This is a genomic window from Paracoccus bogoriensis, assembly GCF_019431455.1.
Lineage (GTDB): Bacteria > Pseudomonadota > Alphaproteobacteria > Rhodobacterales > Rhodobacteraceae > Paracoccus > Paracoccus bogoriensis.
Map to the genome: position 1 here is coordinate 91,631 of NZ_JAHYSR010000004.1, position 17,862 is coordinate 109,492.

Genomic DNA, 17,862 nt, shown 5'->3' on the forward strand with positions numbered 1-17,862 from the left:
CCGGATACGCGCGATCCCGGCATCCCTGACCCAGTTCAGCGGACAGGGGGCAGAGATGGCCGAGATTCTGGTTCTGGGTGCGGGGATGGTCGGGGTCTCGACCGGGTTGGCGCTGCAGGCGCGCGGGCATGATGTCACGATCATCGAACGTGGCGTGCCGGGACGCGAGACCAGCTATGGCAATGCCGGGCTGATCCAGACCGAGGCGGTCGAGCCCTATGCGATGCCGCTGGCGCCTTTTGCACTGCTGCAGATCGCGCTTGGCCGGGGCTTTGACGTGAAATGGACGCCCTCGGGGCTGCTGCCGCAGCTGGGCGCGATCCTGTCCTATGCGCGCCATTCGCTGCCCGCCGCGCATCGCCGCGCCTCGGCCACCTGGGGGCGGCTGATCCGGCAATCGACCGATCGCCATGGCCCGCTGATCGAGGCGGCCGGCGCAGACAACATCATCCGCCGCAACGGCTATATCGAGATTCACCGCACCCCCGCCCGGATGGACAAGGCCCGCAAGACGGCCGAACGCTTCCGGACCGAATTCGGCGTCGAGGCGCGGCTGATGACGGGGGCAGAACTGCGCGCCATCGAACCTTCGATCAAGATCGAGGTCGAGGGCGCGACCCATTGGTCCGATAGCTGGAACTGCGCCGATCCGGGTGGGCTGGTCGCGGCCTATGCGGCGCTGTTCCAGAAGCGCGGCGGGCGGATCGTGAACGGCGATGCGGGCGACCTGCGCCGCAAGGGCGCAGCCTGGATCGCCGACGAGGTTCAGGCCGAACATGCCATCATCGCGCTTGGCCCCTGGTCGCCCATCTTGACCGAACGCTTTGGTTTGCGGGTTCCGATGGTCTTCAAGCGCGGCTATCACCGCCATTACCATATGGAGATTCCGCCCCACCACCCGATCGCGGATTTCGGCAATTCGGTCGTGTTGTCGCCGATGCGCCGGGGACTGCGCATCGCCACCGCCGCCGAGCTGACGCCGCATCCGCGCCTGTCGCCCCCGCAGCTGAAGCATGGCGAGAAGGCCGCGCGCGAGTTGTTCGACATCGGCGCTCCGGTCGAGGCCGAGCCCTGGACCGGCCGCCGGCCCTGTATGCCCGACATGCTGCCTCTGGTCGGACCTGTGCCGGACCAGCCCAATCTCTGGGCGCATTTCGGCCATGGCCACCAGGGCTTTACCCTCGGGCCCGTGACAGCCGAGATCCTGGCCGAAGAGATGGATGGCGGGGCCGGCTGGCCCGAACTTCAGCCCTCGCGGATCAAACGCGGTTGAAATCGGTCCCGTTCGGGCACATCTTTGGCTGAAGCCGAACGGATCAGGAACCCCATGGGTCACAACAATACGAACGCGCCTGTCGCGCGTCCCATCGAAGTGACCCGCCCCAAGCTCGAGGGCGGGAAACGCTTTGTCATGCACAGCGCGTTCCAGCCCGCAGGCGATCAGCCGACCGCGATCCGGGAACTGGCCGCGGGGGTGATGGCGGGGGAACGCGATCAGGTTCTGCTGGGCGCGACCGGGACCGGCAAGACCTTTACCATGGCGAAGGTCATCGAGGAAACGCAGCGCCCTGCGATCATCCTGGCGCCGAACAAGACGCTGGCCGCCCAGCTTTACGGCGAATTCAAGAACTTCTTTCCCGAAAATGCCGTCGAATATTTCGTCAGCTATTACGATTATTACCAGCCCGAGGCCTATGTCCCGCGATCCGACACCTATATCGAGAAGGAATCGCAGATCAACGAGGCCATCGACCGGATGCGCCACTCGGCGACACGCGCGCTGCTGGAACGCGACGACGTGATCATCGTCGCCTCGGTCAGCTGCATCTACGGCATCGGCTCGGTCGAGACCTACTCGGCCATGACCCAGGACATGATCGTGGGTCAAAGCTATGACCAGCGGGAATTTCTGGCTCAGCTTGTGGCGCAGCAATACCGCCGGCTGGATGCCAGCTTCCAGCGCGGCGGCTTTCGTGTGCGCGGCGATCTGGTCGAGGTCTGGCCCGCCCATCTCGAGGACCGCGCCTGGCGTTTCGATTTCTTCGGCAACGAGCTTGAATCGATTACCGAATTCGACCCGCTGACCGGGGTCAGAACCGACAGTTTCAAGCAGATCCGAATCTATGCCAACAGCCATTATGTGACGCCGCGCCCGACCCTTCAGCAAGCCATCAAGGGCATCAGGGCCGAGCTTCAGGCCCGCCTGAAGCAGCTTCTGGACGAAGGCAAGCTGCTGGAGGCGCAGCGCCTTGAGCAGCGGACGAATTTCGATATCGAGATGCTCGAGGCCACCGGCGTCTGCAACGGGATCGAGAACTATTCCCGCTATCTGACCGGCCGCGCGCCGGGCGAGCCGCCGCCCACCTTGTTCGAGTTCATCCCCGACAATGCCATCGTCTTTGCCGACGAATCCCATGTCAGCGTGCCGCAGATCGGCGGCATGTATCGGGGCGATTTCCGGCGCAAGTTCACGCTGGCCGAACATGGCTTCCGGCTGCCCAGCTGCATGGACAACCGGCCGCTGAAATTCGAGGAATGGGACGCGATGCGCCCGCAATCCATCTTCGTCAGCGCCACCCCCGGCCAATGGGAGCTTGACCAGACCGGCGGCGTCTTTACCGAACAGATCATCCGCCCCACCGGCCTGCTGGACCCGCAAATCGAGATCCGCCCGGTCGAGATGCAGGTGGACGACCTCTTGGACGAGGTGCGCCGCGTCAGCGCCGCGGGCTACCGCACGCTGGTCACGACCCTGACCAAGCGCATGGCCGAGGATCTGACCGAATACCTGCACGAACAGGGCATCCGCGTGCGCTACATGCACAGCGACATCGACACGATCGAGCGTATCGAGATCCTGCGCGACCTGCGGCTTGGCGCCTTTGACGTGCTGGTGGGCATCAACCTGCTGCGCGAGGGGCTGGATATTCCCGAATGCGGGCTGGTGGCGATTCTGGATGCCGACAAGGAAGGGTTCCTGCGTTCGGAAACCTCGCTGATTCAGACCATCGGCCGGGCGGCGCGCAATGCCGATGGTCGCGTCATCATGTATGCCGACCGCATCACCGGCAGTATGGAACGCGCCATCGCCGAGACCGAGCGTCGCCGCCAGAAGCAGATGGCCTATAACGAGGCGCATGGCATCACCCCCACCACCGTCCGCAAGAATGTCGAGGATGTTCTGGCGGGTCTCTGGGCGGGCGATACCGACCAGTCGCGCATCACCGCCAGCCTGGACAAGCCCATGGTCGGCGCCAATCTGGCTGCGCATCTCGACGCCCTGCGGGCACAGATGCGCAAAGCGGCCGAAAACCTGGAATTCGAGGAAGCTGCGCGGCTGCGCGACGAGGTCAAGCGGCTCGAAGCCGTCGATCTGGCGGTTTCGGATGATCCGCTGGCGCGTCAATCGGCCGTGGAACAGGCCGCCGAGGCCGCGACCCGCGCCTCGGGGCGGTCCACGGCGGGGCGGGCGGGCCAGCGGGGCGGCAACAAGCGGTCCAGGCGCGGCCGGTGAAGGGGGCAGGGGTCAGCCGCAACTGATCCGCTGGATCCAGCCCTTTTCATCCACATGCAGGTTCAACCGACCCGGATTGCTGGTCGCCGGGACGATGCGATCCCGGTCGATCAGGCGCACGCTCAGGTTCGGCGGCAGGAAGACTTCGCCCCAGTTCATGCCGACCAGCTGCTGATGACGGGCCGGATTGCAACGTGTCTCGGCGACAGTATAGGGCGAGGTCGCAGCACAGGCGCCAAGCGCAAGCATGGTTGCACAAGTGATGCTGGCAGCTTTCATCTCTGATCCTCTCGTCTTCGTGACCGAACGCAGGCTGGCTTCCGGCGGTTCCGCAGGGCATTTCCGGGGAATGCGTCAGATCCGGGGAATGCGTCAAAAAGGTCTTTCCATGCGCCTTGCCCTGATCCTGACCATCCTGGCCCTGCCGGCCCTGGCCTCGTCTCCCTCCGCTTGGGACGAGATGCGCGACCGTCTGGCCGCGGGTTGCGAGGCGCTGCTGCCCGAGGGCGCCGAGGCCGGGATCGAGGTCAATCCCTTCGGGTCGGAAAGCTACGCGCTGGCTCTGGTGACGCTGACCGATCCCCATGGCGCGACCGAGCGCATGGCCTGCATCATGGACAAGGCGACGGGCGCCATCGAACTGACCGCGCGATTCGACGAAACGCCCTGAGGCCGCGCATTGCAGGGTCTTGAAACGGCGCAGATTTAGGGCGATATGACCGCCACAGCAAAGCCGGAGTGCCGCCATGATCGTGCGTATCTATCAGCCTGCCCGCAACGCGATGACCTCGGGGATGGCTCGGACCAAGGGCTGGGTGCTGGAATTTCCGCCCTCTGATACGCGCGAGATCGACCCGCTGATGGGCTGGACCAGCAGCCGCGACACGCAAAGTCAGGTGCGCCTGCGTTTTGACAGCCGCAAGCAGGCCGAGGATTACGCCCGCGAACATGGGCTGGAATACATCGTTCAGGAACCGCAGCGCCGTCGCACGAATATCCGCCCGCGCGGTTACGGCGAGAACTTCGCGACCGATCGCCGCGCTCCCTGGACGCATTGATCGTTCGTGTCCCGGGGAAGGTTTCGCCAGCCGCTGACATGTCGCTGACTGCCCGCAGGGGGTCATCTGCCTGTCAGGCCATATCCATGATATCGCCCCGCGCCACTTCATGACAGGACGCCCTATTGCAGGCGGGCCGCAAAAGCCGTTGACAGGTTGCGATCATCCGTCGCAGATGGGCGCTGCTACGGTTCCGGCGAAGGTCGGATGAAAAGGGAATGTCGGTGCGCCCCGTCAGGGGCAATTCCGCGGCTGCCCCCGCAACTGTAAGCGGCGAGCGACGGTCCATCGCGCCACTGGAGCGATCCGGGAAGGCGGACCCAGGCCAAGACCCGCAAGCCAGGAGACCTGCCGCAGCGATCACCCATTTCCGGCGCGGGGTGTGCCAGGAAAGCGGTCGATCCGCAGAGGTGACAGTCACCGTTCCGCGGCCCCGCCGCGGGGCATTTCTGTTTGCCGCAGGCCCTGGCCTGCCACGCGAAAGGTCTGACCGGATGCGTTCCATATTCTCTCTGCTGGCGCTTGGCGCCGTCTTTCCCGCCGTGCCCGTCCTGGCCGAGCCGCAGCCCTTTCTTCTGGACGAGATCGTCCTGTCGGGCAGCCTGACCCCGGTTCCCGCCGACGGCTATGCCCGCGCCTACAGCGTCGTCACCCGCGCCGAGATCGAGGCACGTGGTCTTGCCAGCGTCGAGGATGCCCTGCGCGCGCTGCCCGGTCTGTCGGTCAGCACCAGCGGCAGCAGCCTGACGCAGATCCGCATCCGGGGCGGCGAGGCCAATCACACGCTGGTCCTGATCGACGGGATCGAGGCCTCGGGCGGTGCGGATTCGCATGTCTTTTCGGGGTTTGGCACGGAAGACATCGAACGGATCGAAGTTCTGCGCGGACCGCAATCGGTGATCTATGGCTCGAACGCCTCGACCGGGGTCGTCAACATCATCACGCGCCGGGCCGAGCCGGGGCGCGGCCATGGCGGAGGCATCGAGGTCGGCAATGGTGCGGCCGGTTCGGCCTGGGTCACGCAGCGCGGCGATCGCGGTGGCCTGGCGCTGAGCCTTGCGGCGCGCAACGACCGGGGCTTCGACTATTCGGGCGATGGCGGCGGCAAGGATGGGCTGGACACGCGCACGGCCACCCTGACGGGCGATGTTGCTGCGACCGAGACGCTGCGCGTCGGCGCCATCCTGCGCCGCGAGCGGCTGCGCTATGATTACGACGCCGAGAACCCTGACTGGGCTGCGACCGATGCCGACAGCTATATTGTCGATGCGCCGCTTTTCGGACGCCGCGACGGTCTGCGCGGCGCGCTCTGGGCCGAGCACGAGGCTTTCGACGGCCGCCTGACGCAGCGCCTGCAATGGCAGCAGAGCCGTGACCGGGCCAGCGAGAATGACGGCCCGCAGCGGCGCGGCGAGACGCAGAGGCTGAGATACCGCGCCTCGGTCGGGTTGGATGGGCGCGTCTCGGATGCGCGGCACCTGCTGAACCTGCTGGCCGAGCGTCAGCGCGACACGACCAGCATGGCGCCCGACCAGCGGCGTCAGGCGAACGCGGTGGCGCTGGAATACCGCGCGCGGCTGGATGGGCTGGATGTCCAGGCCGGCCTGCGCCACGACGACAACCGCGCCTTTGGCGACTTCACCAGTTGGAACATCGCGGCCTCGTGGCAGGTGCCGGACATGCCGCTGCGGCTGCGGGGCTCGGCGGGGACGGGCCTGGTGAACCCGTCCTTTACCGAATTGTTCGGCGGTTTCGGCACGATCGGCAATCCCGATCTGCGCCCCGAGCAGAACAGAAGCGTCGATCTGGGCGTCGATTGGCAATGGGCGCAGGGACAGGTCGGGCTGACCTGGTTCCGCGAAAGCTTGAAGGACGAGATCGAGTTCTTCGCGACGCCATCGGGCGATTTCTCCTATCGCAATCAGTCGGGCCGCAGCCCGCGCCAGGGGGTCGAGCTTGCCGCGCGGATGGATGCCACCGAGGTGCTGAGCCTTGGCGCCAGCTACACCTATCTGGACGCGAAGAACCCCGATGGCAGCGTCGAGATCCGCCGCCCCCGCCACGAGGCCGGGCTGAACGCCACCCTGGCGCTGCTGGAGGGGCGCGCGCAGGTTTCGGGCGATCTGCGCCGGGTCTCGGGTTTGTGGGACACGCAGTTCTGGGGCGGTTTCGAGACGCGCGAGCTGCCTGCCTATACCGTCGTCAACCTGGCGGCGGCCTACGACCTGACCCCGAATGTGCGGGCGACGGCGCGGGTGGTGAACCTGTTCGACCGCTCTTATTCCGAAGTCTGGGGCTATGCGAGCCAGGGCCGCACTGCCTATCTCGGCCTGCAGGCCCGCTGGTGAGGGGCTTGCCCGCCCTGGTGCTGGTCCTTCTGGCGATGACGGGACCGGCTGTGGCCGATCCCGTGGCGCAGGCCGCGCCCTTGCGGGTTCTGTCGATGAACCTGTGCACCGATCAGCTGGCAATGCTGGTCGCGGCGCCGGGGCAGCTTGTGTCGGTCAGCCACATGGCGCGCGATCCGCTGGTCTCGGCCATGGCGGCCGAGGCCGCGTCGCTGCCCGTCAACAACGGTCAGGCCGAGGACATCCTGCGCCACCGCCCCGACCTTGTCCTGGCCAGCGCCTACAGCGCCCCGGTGACGCTGGACATGCTGCGCCGGCTGGGCATTCCGGTTGCGGTCTTTCCGCCGGAAAACGACATGGAGGGCGTCCGCGCCAACCTGCGCCTGATGGGCGCGGTTCTGGACCGCAAGGCCGAGGCCCAGGCCATCATCGACCGGTTCGACACCGATCTGGCGGCACTGGCCGCCTTGCCGGCTTCGGGTCGGCGGGCGGCGCTTTATGGGGCCAACGGCTACACATCGGGGCGGGGCAGTCTGGCCGATGCGATCCTGTCGGCGGCGGGTCTGACGAATGTCGCAGCGGAACTGGGGATGTCGCAGGGGGGTGTGCTGCCGCTGGAGCGGCTGGTCATGGCACGGCCCGACCTGGTCTTGACCAGCCAGCCCTATCCGGGCGGCTCGCGCGCCGAGGAGATCCTGCGTCACCCCGCCCTGCGCGCCCTGACCGCCGAGCCGGGCGCCGGGGCCGTGTCAGACAGCGATTGGGTTTGCGGAACGCCCCATGTCCTGCGCGCGGCCGCGCGACTGGCGGGGGTCGCGCCATGAGGCTGATGGCGGGGCTGTGGCTTCTGGTGCTGCCGCTCTGTGCGGCCTCGTTGCTGGTCGGCGCGGTCTGGCTGCCGCCGGGCGCTGCGCTGACGGCACTGTTCGGGCGGGGCGATCCGCTGCTGGTGCTGGTCATGCAGGAACTGCGCCTGCCGCGTGCGATCCTGGGCGCGGCGGTGGGGGCGGCGCTTGGGCTGGCGGGGGCGGCGATGCAGGGGTACCTGCGCAACCCCCTGGCCGAGCCGGGGCTGATCGGCACCTCGGCCATGGCCTCGCTTGGGGCGGTTCTGGCGATCCAGACCGGCCTTGCCGCTGCGCTGCCGCTGGCGCTGCCCGGCGCGGCGCTGGCGGGGGCGGGGCTGTCGGTCGTGCTGGTTCTGGCGATGGCCGGGCCTCGGGGCGGGGCGCTGGCGCTGATCCTTGCGGGGATCGCGGTCTCGGCGCTGGCCGGGGCGCTGACCTCGCTGGTGCTGAACCTGTCGCCCAACCCTTTTGCGGCGAACGAGATCGTCTTCTGGATGATGGGCTCGCTGGCCGACCGCTCGATGCTGCATGTGCAGATCGCGCTGCCGGTGATGGCGGCGGGGGTGCTGATCCTGTGGCCCTTGGGCCGCGGCCTGCGCGCTCTGTCCCTGGGCGAGGACGTGGCGGCCAGCATGGGCATCAGCCTGCCGCGCCTGCGGCTGAGGCTGGCGCTCGGCACGGCGGCGCTGGTCGGCGGGGCCACGGCCGTGGCGGGGGCGATCGGCTTCGTCGGACTGGTCGTGCCGCATCTCTTGCGCCGCGCGGTGGGTGGCGATCCGGGGCGGCTGATGGCGGCCTCGGCGCTTGGCGGGGCGGCGATGGTATTGGCCGCCGACATCGCGGTGCGCCTGATCCTGCCGGAACGCGACCTGAAACTGGGCGTTCTGACCGCACTGATCGGGGCGCCCTTCTTTCTGCACCTGATCCTGCGGTTGAGAAGGCAGATGCCATGAGCCTGATGACGCTGTCCGGTCTGTCGGTTCATCGCGGCGCCTCTGCGGTTCTGGACGGGATCGACCTGACGGTCGGCCCGGGCGAGTTCGTGGGCCTTCTGGGCCCGAACGGGGCGGGCAAGACGACGCTGCTGCGCGCGGCGATGGGGCTTTTGCCCGCGCGGGGCACGGCTTCGCTGGCCGGGCTTGCGCCGATGGCCCGGGCGCGGCGCGCTGCCTATCTGCCGCAGGGGCGCGAGATCGCCTGGCCCATGCCAGTGGGTGCGGTTGTGGCGCTTGGCCGGATTGCGCATGGCGAGGGCGCGGCGCCCCGGGATCGGGCCGCGACCGAGGCTGCGATGGCCGCGCTTGGCCTGACCGCCATACGCAACCGGGACGCGACCTCCCTGTCGGGGGGAGAGCAGGCGCGTGTCCTGATCGCCCGTGCCCTGGCGCAGGAGACGCCGCTGCTGATCGCGGACGAGCCGATCGCGGGGCTTGATCCGGCTGCGGCGATCCGGGTGATGGCGCTGTTTTCGGACCTTGCCCGGCAGGGGCGCGGCGTGGTCGCGGCCCTGCATGACCTGGGCCTTGCCGCGCGGCATTGCACGCGGCTGGTGGTGCTGAATCGGGGCCGGATCGCCGCCGACGGCCCCCCCGAGACCGTCCTGACGCCCGAGCTTATGGCCTGCGTCTTCGGTATCCGCGCGCGCGTGACCGATGCGCCAGAGGGGCCGTTCCTTCAGGTGCTGGGCTGTCTGGACGGCTAGCGCCGCCAAGGCATCATGCGCTGCCAGACCCCGTCGCGCAGGATCAGGCCGTGATAGGCCGCCGCCCCCAGATGCAGCGCCAGCAGCGCCATCAGCATCATCCCCGAGGCCCAGTGCACAAGGCTGGCCCATTCCGCCAGCGCGTCCGAGCGCGGCACGATCCGGCCCGCGCCGGACAGGCCCAGGATCTCGATGGGAAAGCCCCCCGCGCGGACCCGGACCACGCCCGAAAGCGGCAGCACGATCATCAGCGCGTAAAGCAGACCGTGCGAGAGGCCCGCCGCCCGGACCTGCCAGCGCGGCATCGAGGCGGGCAGGGGCGGGGCCTTCTGCCGCAGCCTGATCCAGATCCGCAGCGCAATCAACGGGATCAGAACCGTGCCCAGGTTCTTGTGCAGAAGAAACAGCGCATTGCGCGTGTCGCGCGAGAGGCCCTCCTGGATCATCAGGATGCCCGCCGGGATCATGATCAGGATGGGCAGCGCCACCGACCAATGCAGCCAGATGGCCGGGCGGCTGTAACGATGCGATGGGCCGGGATGCGACATGATGACCTCCTGCCGATTCAGCATAGCGCAAAGGCGCGATGGGGCGAAGCGCGCACTTGACGCGGGCGGGCGGGCGGCGTTCGATGTGCCATGCGCGATCTGCCCGTGACAGGAACAGCCCGATTTCCCGAAGCCCGCCCGACCCTTGCGGTCGCCGAACTGTTGCGTGCGGGGATGGTGGGGTTGGTCGTAATGCTGGGCGCCTTGCCGGTCCTGTCGATGGATCCGGTCGGGCTGGCGGTGGCCGTCATCGCCTATGGCGCGGGATTCGCGCGCATCGCCCGGATCATGCGCCGCACCTATCCCCATCAGCGCGTCGGTGCGGGCAATCTGGTCACATTGTCCCGCGCGGCTCTTGTCGCGGCGCTGCTGGGCGCGGTGACGGGCGGTCAGGCGGCGGGCTGGGCGGTTGCCATCGTGGCGGCAATCGGGCTGGCGCTGGACGGAATCGACGGCTGGCTGGCGCGGCGGGCGGGTCTTGTCTCGGATTTCGGGGCGCGCTTCGATCTGGAGGTCGATGCCGCGTTGGCCTTTGTCCTGGCGCTGCATGTGCTTTCGGGCACGGCGGTCGGGGCCGAGGTGCTGGTGCTGGGCTCGCTGCGTTACCTCTTTGTCGCGGCCGGGCGGGTCGCGCCCTGGCTGCGGGGCGATCTGCCCTTCAGCCAGCGCAGGCGGGTGATCTGCGTGGTGCAGATCGCGGCGCTGATCTTTCTGGTGACGCCTCTGGCGGGCGACGATCTGGCGATCTGGACCGCGCGTCTGGCCAGCGCCGCGCTGGTCTGGTCCTTCGCGGTCGATGTGGCTTACCTGTGGCGGGTGCGGGCATGAGCGCGGGGCGGATCCTGCCGCCCTTGCTGGCGGCCGGCCTGCTGTGGCTGCCCTTCGCCATGCCGCTACGCCCCGGCCCGGGGCTGGGCCAGTGGTTCCCGCTGGCCCCGGAATGGCCCGCCTTGCTGCTGGCTCTGGCATTGGCGGGGCGCTGGCTGCGCCTGCCGGTCGTCGTGCTGCTACTGGCGCTGGCGGCGCATAAACTGGCCGATATCGCCATGCATTCGGCCCTGGCGCGGGGCTTCAACCTGCGCGCCGATCTGCCGCTGATCGAGGCGGGCTTGCGTCTGCTGGCCGGTTCGGTGGGGATGATGGCAAGCCTGGGGCTGGTCGTGCTGGCGGTGGCGTCGCTGGCCGGTCTTGCGGTGCTGCTATGGTGGGCGGCGGGCCTGTGGTCGCGCATCGGCGGTGGCTGGCGGCTGCGCGGTGTGCTTGCAGCGCTGTCGCTGGCCAGCCTGGTCCTGGTGCAGATGGGTGCGATCCGGGCGGAAAGCACGCTTTATGCCCAGAGCCGGGTTGCGCTGTTTGCCGATACGCAGCGCGCGCTGGCGGGTTTTGCGCAGGAGGCCGCGCATGATCCCTTTCTGAGCGCGACGGGTCTGCTGGAACGCATCGACCGCGACGTGCTGCTGATCTTCGTCGAAAGCTATGGCCGCACCAGTTTCGACACGCCTCTTTACGCCGAGACCCATCTGCCGCTGCTTGAACAGGCCGAGGCGCGGCTGGCCGAGGCTGGACTGTCCATGCGGTCGGGTTTCGTCGCCGCGCCGACCCGGGGCGGGCAAAGCTGGCTGTCGCACGGCACCTTGTCCAAAGGAATGTGGATCGCGGACCAGACCCGCTATCGCGCGGCCCTGGCCAGCGGGCGGCAAAGCCTGTTCCACCATGCCGCGCGGGCGGGTTTTCACACCGCTGCGGTGATGCCTGCGATCACGCTGCCCTGGCCCGAATCCAGTCGCATGGGCTTCCAGACCGTGCTGGAGGCCGCCGATCTGGGCTATCAGGGTCTGCCCTTCAACTGGGTGACGATGCCCGACCAGTTCACCTTGGCCGCGCTGGACCGGCTGCTGCGCGACGGCCGAGACCCGCGGCGGCTGTTTGCGCAGGTGGCGCTGATCTCGTCCCATGCGCCTTGGGTGCCGGTGCCGCGGCTGATCGACTGGAACCTTGTGGGCGATGGCAGCGTTTTCAATGACATGGCGCAAGAGGGCGACCCGCCCTCGGTCGTCTGGCGCGACCGCGACCGCGTGCGCGACCAGTATCGGCAGGCCGTGGCCTATTCGCTGGAGGTCGTGATGGATTATGCCTTGCGCCATGCCGAGGATCCGCCGCTGATGCTGGTCATCGGCGATCATCAGGCCGCCCCGCGCATCGCGCTGGACGAACGCCCCGACGTGGCGCTGCATGTCATCGGACCCAAGGCGCTGGTGGCCGAGACTGCGGCCTGGGGCCTGACCCCCGGCCTGATCCCGCCGCCGGACAGCGAGGCCTTTCCGATGGACCGGCTGCGCGACATGATCCTTGACAGCTTCAGCGGCAGACCGCGCTCATGACTCTCGCGGCCTGCCTGCGGCTGCTGGCCAGCCTCGTGATCCTGGGGCTGGTCTGGTGGCAGATCGGCGCGCCCGAGGCCGCCGCGCGGCTGGCCGAGGCGCATCCGGGCTGGCTGCTGGCGGGGCTGGCGGCGCTTTGGGCGCAGACGCTTCTATCGGCCTGGCGCTGGCGGCTGGTGGGGTATGCGCTTGGCGTAATGATCGCGCCCGCCCGCGCGCTGTCGGAATATTTCCTGGCGCAACTGGTCAATCAGACCCTGCCGGGTGGCGTTCTGGGCGATCTCTCGCGCGCCTGGCGCAGCGCGCAGGGGGCGGGCTTTGCCCGGGCGGGCGGTGCGGTTCTGGCCGAGCGCGTGCTGGGGCAGGTGGCGTTGATGGCGCTTCTGGTCGCCGGGCTGGTCTGGGCGGCGCGGGCGCCGGGCCAGATCCGCGTTCCGGCCGAGGTGCTGATCCCGGCAGGTCTGGTCCTGGGCCTGCTGATCGCGGGCCTTGGCGTCGTGCTGCTGATGCCGCGCCTGGCCCAGGCTGGTCGGGCGCTGCTGCCTGCGGGCGTGATGCTGCCGCAACTGGCGCTGAGCCTTGGCGCGGCGGCGCTGAATCTGCTGGCTTTCGATTTCGCCGCCCGCGCGACCGGCACGACCTTGCCGCCCGCCGCCATCGCGGTTCTGGTGCCTCTGATCCTGCTGACCATGCTGGTGCCGGTGACGGTCAGCGGCTGGGGCCTGCGCGAGGGGGCGGCGGCCGCCCTGTTTCCGCTGGCGGGCGCCAGCGATGCGGCGGGGCTGGCGGCCAGCACGGCCTTCGGGCTGATCTTCCTGATCTCGACCCTGATCGGGACAGGGGTTTGTCTGGCCCATGGTGCCATTGCGGGGCAGGCTTCGACCATGCGTCCCGCCCTGCGCCCGTCGCGCGCCCGCCCGGAACAGAGGTGACCCGATGAGCCCGATCCCCGCCGCCTTTGCCCTGCCGGGCGACATCGCCACCGTGACGGGGGGCTATCTCTATGACCGCCGCCTGTTCGAGGGCTTGGAGGGGCTGGGCCATGCGATGCGCCTTGTGCCTCTGTCGCCGCAATTCCCCTTTGCCGATGCGGCGGCGATGGCGGAAAGCCTTGCCGCACTGGCAGACCTGCCCGCCGATTGCCCGGTCATCGTGGACGGTCTGGCCTATGGCGCGCTGGAGACCGAGGGGCTGGCGCGGGTCCGCGCGCCCATCCTGGCGCTGGTGCACCACCCCCTGGCGCTGGAAAGCGGGCTGCCTGCCGATCAGGCCGCCCATCTGGAGGCGACCGAGCGCGCCAATCTGCGCCTTGCGCGGCATGTGCTGGTCCCCAGCCCCCATACAAGCCGCATCCTGATCGAACGCTACGACGTGCCGCCCGGCGCGATCACCGTCGCCCGGCCTGGCGTCCAGCCGGTGCGGATTGCGCCCGCCCCGACCGATCCGCCGCTGATCCTGTCGGTGGGCATCCTTCATCCGCGCAAGGGCCACGACATCCTGATCGCGGCCTTGGGTGCACTGGGCGATCTGGATTGGCGCGCGGTGATCGCCGGAACTCCGTGGGAGGCCGGCCATGCCGATGCGTTGGCGCGCCAGATCGCCGCCAGCCCGGTTGCCGACCGGATCACCCTGGCCGGGGCCGTGCCGGATGAGCGGCTCGAGACGCTTTACGCCGAGGCCAGCCTGTTCGCGCTGGCCACCCGATACGAGGGGCATGGGCTGGTCTTTGACGAGGCGATCCTGCGCGGCCTGCCGATCCTGTCCTGCCGCACCGGTGCGGTGCCCGACACGGTGCCGCAGGATGCGGGGCTGCTGGTCGCGCCCGATGATGCGACGGCCTTTGCCGGGGCGCTGCGGCTGATGCTGACCGATCGGGCACGGCGCGAGGCTGCTGCTGCGGCAGCGCGGCGGGCGGCGGCGGCCTTGCCCGACTGGCCCGCGACGGCGCGGGTCGTCTCGGGCGTGTTGCAGAGGCTGGCCTAGTCCGACTTCGGGCTGCGGTTGCGCAACCTGAGCTGTGCGATGGCGTCCTGTTCGTCGGCCTTGCGTTGCGATTCCAGCGCCGCGGCCACGCAATCGAGATGCGATTCCAGCGCCCGGCGGGCCAGCGCGCCGTCGCGGGCCTGAAGGGCGGCATTGATCGCCTGGTGCTGGTCCAGGATGCGGTCGCGCAGATCGCCGCGCTGAAAGATGCGGGGGCGGTTGAACAGCATCCCCTGGCGCAGCAGATCCTGCATGGCGCGCATCATGTGCAGGGCGACGATGTTGTGGCTGGCCTCGACGATGGCCATGTGGAAATCGGCATCCAGCGCGGCCTCGGCCTCGGGATCGGCGATGGCATGGGCGTGACGCATGTCGGTGACGATCCGGTCCAGCAGGTCCAGATCGGCCTGCCCGGCCTCGGTCGCGGCGCGTTCGGCGGCCAGCCCCTCAAGATCCTTGCGAAAGCGCAGAAAGTCGTCCGCGGCGCGGGGATGGCGGGCGATCAGCCGCACCAGAGCGGGGGAAAAGGCGCTGCCCAGAACCTCGGCCACATGGATACCTGCATTGGGGCGCAAGACCAGCAGCCCGTCTGCCTGCATCGCCGCCAACGCCTCGCGCAGCGAGGGGCGGCTGACACCCATCCGCGCGGCCAGATCGCGTTCGCCCGGCAGACGCTGGCCCGGACGCAGCACGCCTTGCAGGATCAGCCATTCGATCTGGCGTCTCACCTCTTGCGAAAGTTTCGCAGCGTCGATCTTCTCAAAGGGCATGGGGTGCGGCTTTTCGGGGGATGCGGTCGCGGGACCAGATTAGGCGAGGGGGCGCGGGAATGCAAAAGGGGCCGGACAAGCCGGCCCCCTTGTCGTCGATGCGTGCCGCAATCACTGGGTCGGACGAATCAGGATCTCGACGCGGCGGTTCTGGGCGCGCCCGGCCTCGGTCGCGTTCGAGGCGACGGGTTGGGTATCGGCCACGCCAATGGCGGTGAGGCGGCTCGGGGCGACGCCTGCAGCGGCCAGGATACCCGCCACCGATTGCGCGCGGCGTTGCGACAGATCCCGGTTGATCGCCGGCGTGCCGGTGCTGTCGGTGTGGCCCACGACCTCGACCCGGCTGTTCGGATACTGGTTCAGGTTGCGCGCGACGGCATAGAGATCCTGCTGGGCGGGGCCGGACACGGCGGCCGAGCCGGTCGCGAAAAGAATGCCATCGGGCATCACGACCTGCAGATACGACCCGTGATTGACCACGCGGATATTCGGGTTGGTCAGCGATTGCTGCAGGGCCTGAGCCTGGCGGTCGAGCATGTTGCCCGCGACCGCGCCCACGGCGGCGCCGACGATGGCCCCGCGCGCGGCGTCACGGCTGCGGCCGCTGCTGTCATCGTCGCGCGTGCCGGCAAGCACGGCGCCGACGGCGGCGCCGGCCAGCGCGCCCTGCTGGGTGCGGCTCATGCCGCCGTTCATGGCCGGGTCGGCGCAGGCGGTCAGGACCAGAAGTCCCGAGGCGGCGAGAATGGTGGTGGCGCGGAGTGTCATGCGGCTCCCTCTCCTTGTGATGGGCCGTGCCGGTCCGGCATGGCTGTCGAATCCTGTGCTGGCGGTCCGATTCCGGTCCACCGCGGCAACGCGCGTCACGCTGTCGCAGTTCCCGGCGGAAGGAAAGCCCAAGTTTTGGTGAAGGCGATGGAATGACGTCACAAACGGGCGATGAGCAGGGCCGCTTGCATCGCGCCGCCCGTCAGGCCAGAAGAAGGCGGTCATGGCCCGCTTGTCCCGCATTCCCCCGGCGTTACCCTTTGCCGCCCAGGTCGCGATCTTTTCGCGGCTGCAGGCGGTCAACCCCACGCCCGAAACCGAACTGGAATTCGTCAACCCCTTCACGCTGGTCGTGGCGGTGGCCCTGTCTGCGCAGGCGACCGATGCGGGCGTCAACCGCGCCACGCGGGGCCTGTTCGCGGTGGCCGACACGCCCGAGAAGATGCTGGCCCTGGGCGTCGAGGGCGTCACCGAGCATATCAGGACGATCGGTCTCTATCGCCAGAAGGCAAGGAACGTCATCGCGCTGTCGCGCATCCTGGTCGAAGATTACGGCGGAGAGGTGCCTGACAGCCGCGCGGCGCTGACCAGCCTGCCGGGCGTCGGGCGCAAGACCGCCAATGTTGTCCTGTCCTGCGCCTTCGGCCATCCGGCGCAGGCGGTGGACACGCATATCTTCCGCGTCGGCAACCGCACCCGCATCGCGCCGGGCCGCAACGTGGACGAGGTCGAGCGCGCCATCGAGGATCACGTTCCCGCCCGCTTCCAGGCCCATGCCCATCACTGGCTGATCCTGCATGGCCGCCATGTCTGCCAGGCGCGCAGGCCCCGCTGCGGCATCTGCCCGATTGCCGATCTCTGCCCCTACGAGGAAAAGACCGAATGACCCTGGCCTCTGACAAGACCCCCTATGTGATCGGGATCGGCAATGCCGTCATGGACATCATCGCCCCCACCGACGAGGCGCGGCTGGCTGAATTGGGCATCGCCAAGGGCATCATGCAACTGGTCGAGCGCGAGCGGTCGGAATTCCTGATGGCGGCGCAGGCCGATGACAGATCCGCACGGCGCGCGGATGCGCGGATGGTCGCCGGCGGCAGCGTGGCCAATACGCTGGCCGGAATCGGGGGCCTCGGTCTGCGGACCGCCTTCATCGGGCTGGTGGCGGATGACGAGATCGGACGGCTCTATGCCCGCCAGACCGAGGCGGCGGGAACGCGCTTTGTCAACACGCCCGTCGCGGGGTCGGACCTGCCCAGTTCGCGCACGATCATCTTTGTCACCCCCGATGGCGAGCGGTCGATGAACACCTATCTGGGGATCTCGGCCGAGCTGGGGCCGGATGACGTGGATCCGGCGGTCTTCGAGGGCGCGGGCTGGCTGTTCCTGGAGGGCTATCTGTTCGACAAGGACAAGGGCAAGGCCGCGTTCCTGAGGGCCACCGAATATTGCCATGCGGCGGGCGGTCAGGCCGGGATCGCGCTGTCGGACCCGTTCTGCGTGGACCGCCACCGCGACGATTTCCGCAAGCTGGTCGCCGGGCCGATGGATTACGTGATCGGCAATATCCACGAATGGCAGTCGCTTTATCAGGTCGAGGATCTGGAGGAGGCGCTGCGCCTGGCCGTGGCCGATTGCCGGACGGTGATCTGCACGCGCTCGGGCGATGACGCCATCCTGATCCGCGAGGGCGAGCGGGTCAGCATCCCCGTCCAGCGCGTGGTGCCGGTGGATGCGACGGGCGCGGGCGACCAGTTCGCGGCGGGTCTGATCTATGGGCTGGCCTGCGGGCATTCCCTGGCTGCGGCCGGCCGGATGGGCTGCATTGCGGCATCCGAGGTGATCAGCCATGTCGGCGCGCGTCCCGAGGCCGACATCATGGCGCGGTTCCGGGCCGAAGGGCTGGTCTGAGGTCATCGGTCCCGGGATTGCGTCCCGCGAC

The 17,862-nt window shown here is 68.8% G+C and carries 18 protein-coding genes and 1 riboswitch; of the genes, 14 read left to right on the forward strand and 4 right to left on the reverse strand.

Annotation, left to right across the window (positions count from 1 at the left end; translation table 11 throughout):
- Positions 1 to 55: 55 nt before the first annotated feature.
- A complete protein-coding gene (locus KY389_RS03125) occupies positions 56 to 1,273 on the forward strand; it encodes an NAD(P)/FAD-dependent oxidoreductase (protein ID WP_219829335.1) in 1,218 nt (405 codons plus the stop codon).
- A gap of 54 nt (positions 1,274 to 1,327) precedes the next feature.
- A complete protein-coding gene (uvrB, locus tag KY389_RS03130; protein ID WP_219829336.1) occupies positions 1,328 to 3,514 on the forward strand; it encodes an excinuclease ABC subunit UvrB in 2,187 nt (728 codons plus the stop codon).
- A gap of 12 nt (positions 3,515 to 3,526) precedes the next feature.
- On the opposite strand, the gene KY389_RS03135 is transcribed toward uvrB, so the two are convergent.
- Entirely contained in the window at positions 3,527 to 3,793 is a 267-nt protein-coding gene (locus KY389_RS03135; RefSeq protein WP_219829337.1) for a hypothetical protein, read from the reverse strand.
- A 109-nt stretch (positions 3,794 to 3,902) separates the two neighbouring features.
- Between KY389_RS03135 and KY389_RS03140 the strand changes: the two genes are divergently transcribed.
- From KY389_RS03140 to KY389_RS03165, 6 genes are all read left to right on the forward strand, one after another.
- The gene (locus tag KY389_RS03140; protein WP_219829338.1) at positions 3,903 to 4,184 is read left to right on the forward strand and encodes a hypothetical protein; all 282 of its coding nucleotides are present in this window, start codon (positions 3,903 to 3,905) and stop codon (positions 4,182 to 4,184) included.
- A 76-nt stretch (positions 4,185 to 4,260) separates the two neighbouring features.
- Entirely contained in the window at positions 4,261 to 4,572 is a 312-nt protein-coding gene (locus KY389_RS03145; protein WP_219829339.1) for an ETC complex I subunit, read from the forward strand.
- Between the two features lie 171 nt (positions 4,573 to 4,743).
- Positions 4,744 to 4,942: riboswitch (cobalamin riboswitch) on the forward strand.
- Positions 4,943 to 5,066: 124 nt separating this feature from the next.
- Positions 5,067 to 6,920 carry a TonB-dependent receptor plug domain-containing protein gene (locus KY389_RS03150; protein WP_219829340.1) on the forward strand — a complete coding sequence of 618 codons (1,854 nt, stop codon included), beginning with the start codon at positions 5,067 to 5,069 and terminating at the stop codon, positions 6,918 to 6,920.
- Positions 6,917 to 7,744 (forward strand): ABC transporter substrate-binding protein, encoded by an 828-nt coding sequence (locus KY389_RS03155; RefSeq protein WP_343222892.1) that lies wholly within the window; start codon positions 6,917 to 6,919, stop codon positions 7,742 to 7,744. Before KY389_RS03150 ends, KY389_RS03155 begins: the two co-directional genes overlap by 4 nt.
- A complete protein-coding gene (locus tag KY389_RS03160; protein ID WP_219829341.1) occupies positions 7,741 to 8,721 on the forward strand; it encodes a FecCD family ABC transporter permease in 981 nt (326 codons plus the stop codon). The genes KY389_RS03155 and KY389_RS03160 overlap by 4 nt, the downstream gene beginning before the upstream one ends.
- Positions 8,718 to 9,470: an ABC transporter ATP-binding protein gene (locus tag KY389_RS03165; RefSeq protein ID WP_219829342.1), complete on the forward strand. Its 753-nt coding sequence runs from the start codon at positions 8,718 to 8,720 to the stop codon at positions 9,468 to 9,470. Before KY389_RS03160 ends, KY389_RS03165 begins: the two co-directional genes overlap by 4 nt.
- On the opposite strand, the gene KY389_RS03170 is transcribed toward KY389_RS03165, so the two are convergent.
- Complete coding sequence (locus KY389_RS03170; RefSeq protein WP_219829343.1) at positions 9,467 to 10,018, reverse strand: cytochrome b; 552 nt, start codon at positions 10,016 to 10,018, stop codon at positions 9,467 to 9,469. The genes KY389_RS03165 and KY389_RS03170 overlap by 4 nt on opposite strands.
- 90 nt (positions 10,019 to 10,108) lie before the next feature.
- Between KY389_RS03170 and KY389_RS03175 the strand changes: the two genes are divergently transcribed.
- The 4 genes from KY389_RS03175 to KY389_RS03190 are packed head-to-tail and all read left to right on the forward strand — an operon-like array spanning position 10,109 to position 14,382.
- Positions 10,109 to 10,846: a CDP-alcohol phosphatidyltransferase family protein gene (locus tag KY389_RS03175; protein WP_246587908.1), complete on the forward strand. Its 738-nt coding sequence runs from the start codon at positions 10,109 to 10,111 to the stop codon at positions 10,844 to 10,846.
- The gene (locus KY389_RS03180; RefSeq protein ID WP_219829344.1) at positions 10,843 to 12,399 is read left to right on the forward strand and encodes a sulfatase-like hydrolase/transferase; all 1,557 of its coding nucleotides are present in this window, start codon (positions 10,843 to 10,845) and stop codon (positions 12,397 to 12,399) included. Before KY389_RS03175 ends, KY389_RS03180 begins: the two co-directional genes overlap by 4 nt.
- On the forward strand, positions 12,396 to 13,331 hold the full coding sequence (locus KY389_RS03185; protein WP_219829345.1) for a lysylphosphatidylglycerol synthase transmembrane domain-containing protein: 936 nt from the start codon (positions 12,396 to 12,398) through the stop codon (positions 13,329 to 13,331). Before KY389_RS03180 ends, KY389_RS03185 begins: the two co-directional genes overlap by 4 nt.
- Before the next feature lie 4 nt (positions 13,332 to 13,335).
- On the forward strand, positions 13,336 to 14,382 hold the full coding sequence (locus KY389_RS03190) for a glycosyltransferase family 4 protein (RefSeq protein ID WP_219829346.1): 1,047 nt from the start codon (positions 13,336 to 13,338) through the stop codon (positions 14,380 to 14,382).
- On the opposite strand, the gene KY389_RS03195 is transcribed toward KY389_RS03190, so the two are convergent.
- On the reverse strand, positions 14,379 to 15,152 hold the full coding sequence (locus KY389_RS03195) for a FadR/GntR family transcriptional regulator (protein WP_219829347.1): 774 nt from the start codon (positions 15,150 to 15,152) through the stop codon (positions 14,379 to 14,381). The genes KY389_RS03190 and KY389_RS03195 overlap by 4 nt on opposite strands.
- Positions 15,153 to 15,263: 111 nt before the next feature.
- Positions 15,264 to 15,920: a YiaD family glycine zipper/OmpA-like lipoprotein gene (locus KY389_RS03200; protein ID WP_219829348.1), complete on the reverse strand. Its 657-nt coding sequence runs from the start codon at positions 15,918 to 15,920 to the stop codon at positions 15,264 to 15,266.
- Between the two features lie 223 nt (positions 15,921 to 16,143).
- On the opposite strand from KY389_RS03200, the gene nth reads away from it, so the two are divergent.
- Entirely contained in the window at positions 16,144 to 16,806 is a 663-nt protein-coding gene (gene nth / locus KY389_RS03205) for an endonuclease III (protein WP_219829349.1), read from the forward strand.
- On the forward strand, positions 16,803 to 17,831 hold the full coding sequence (locus KY389_RS03210; RefSeq protein ID WP_219829350.1) for an adenosine kinase: 1,029 nt from the start codon (positions 16,803 to 16,805) through the stop codon (positions 17,829 to 17,831). Before nth ends, KY389_RS03210 begins: the two co-directional genes overlap by 4 nt.
- Positions 17,832 to 17,862: the final 31 nt, after the last annotated feature.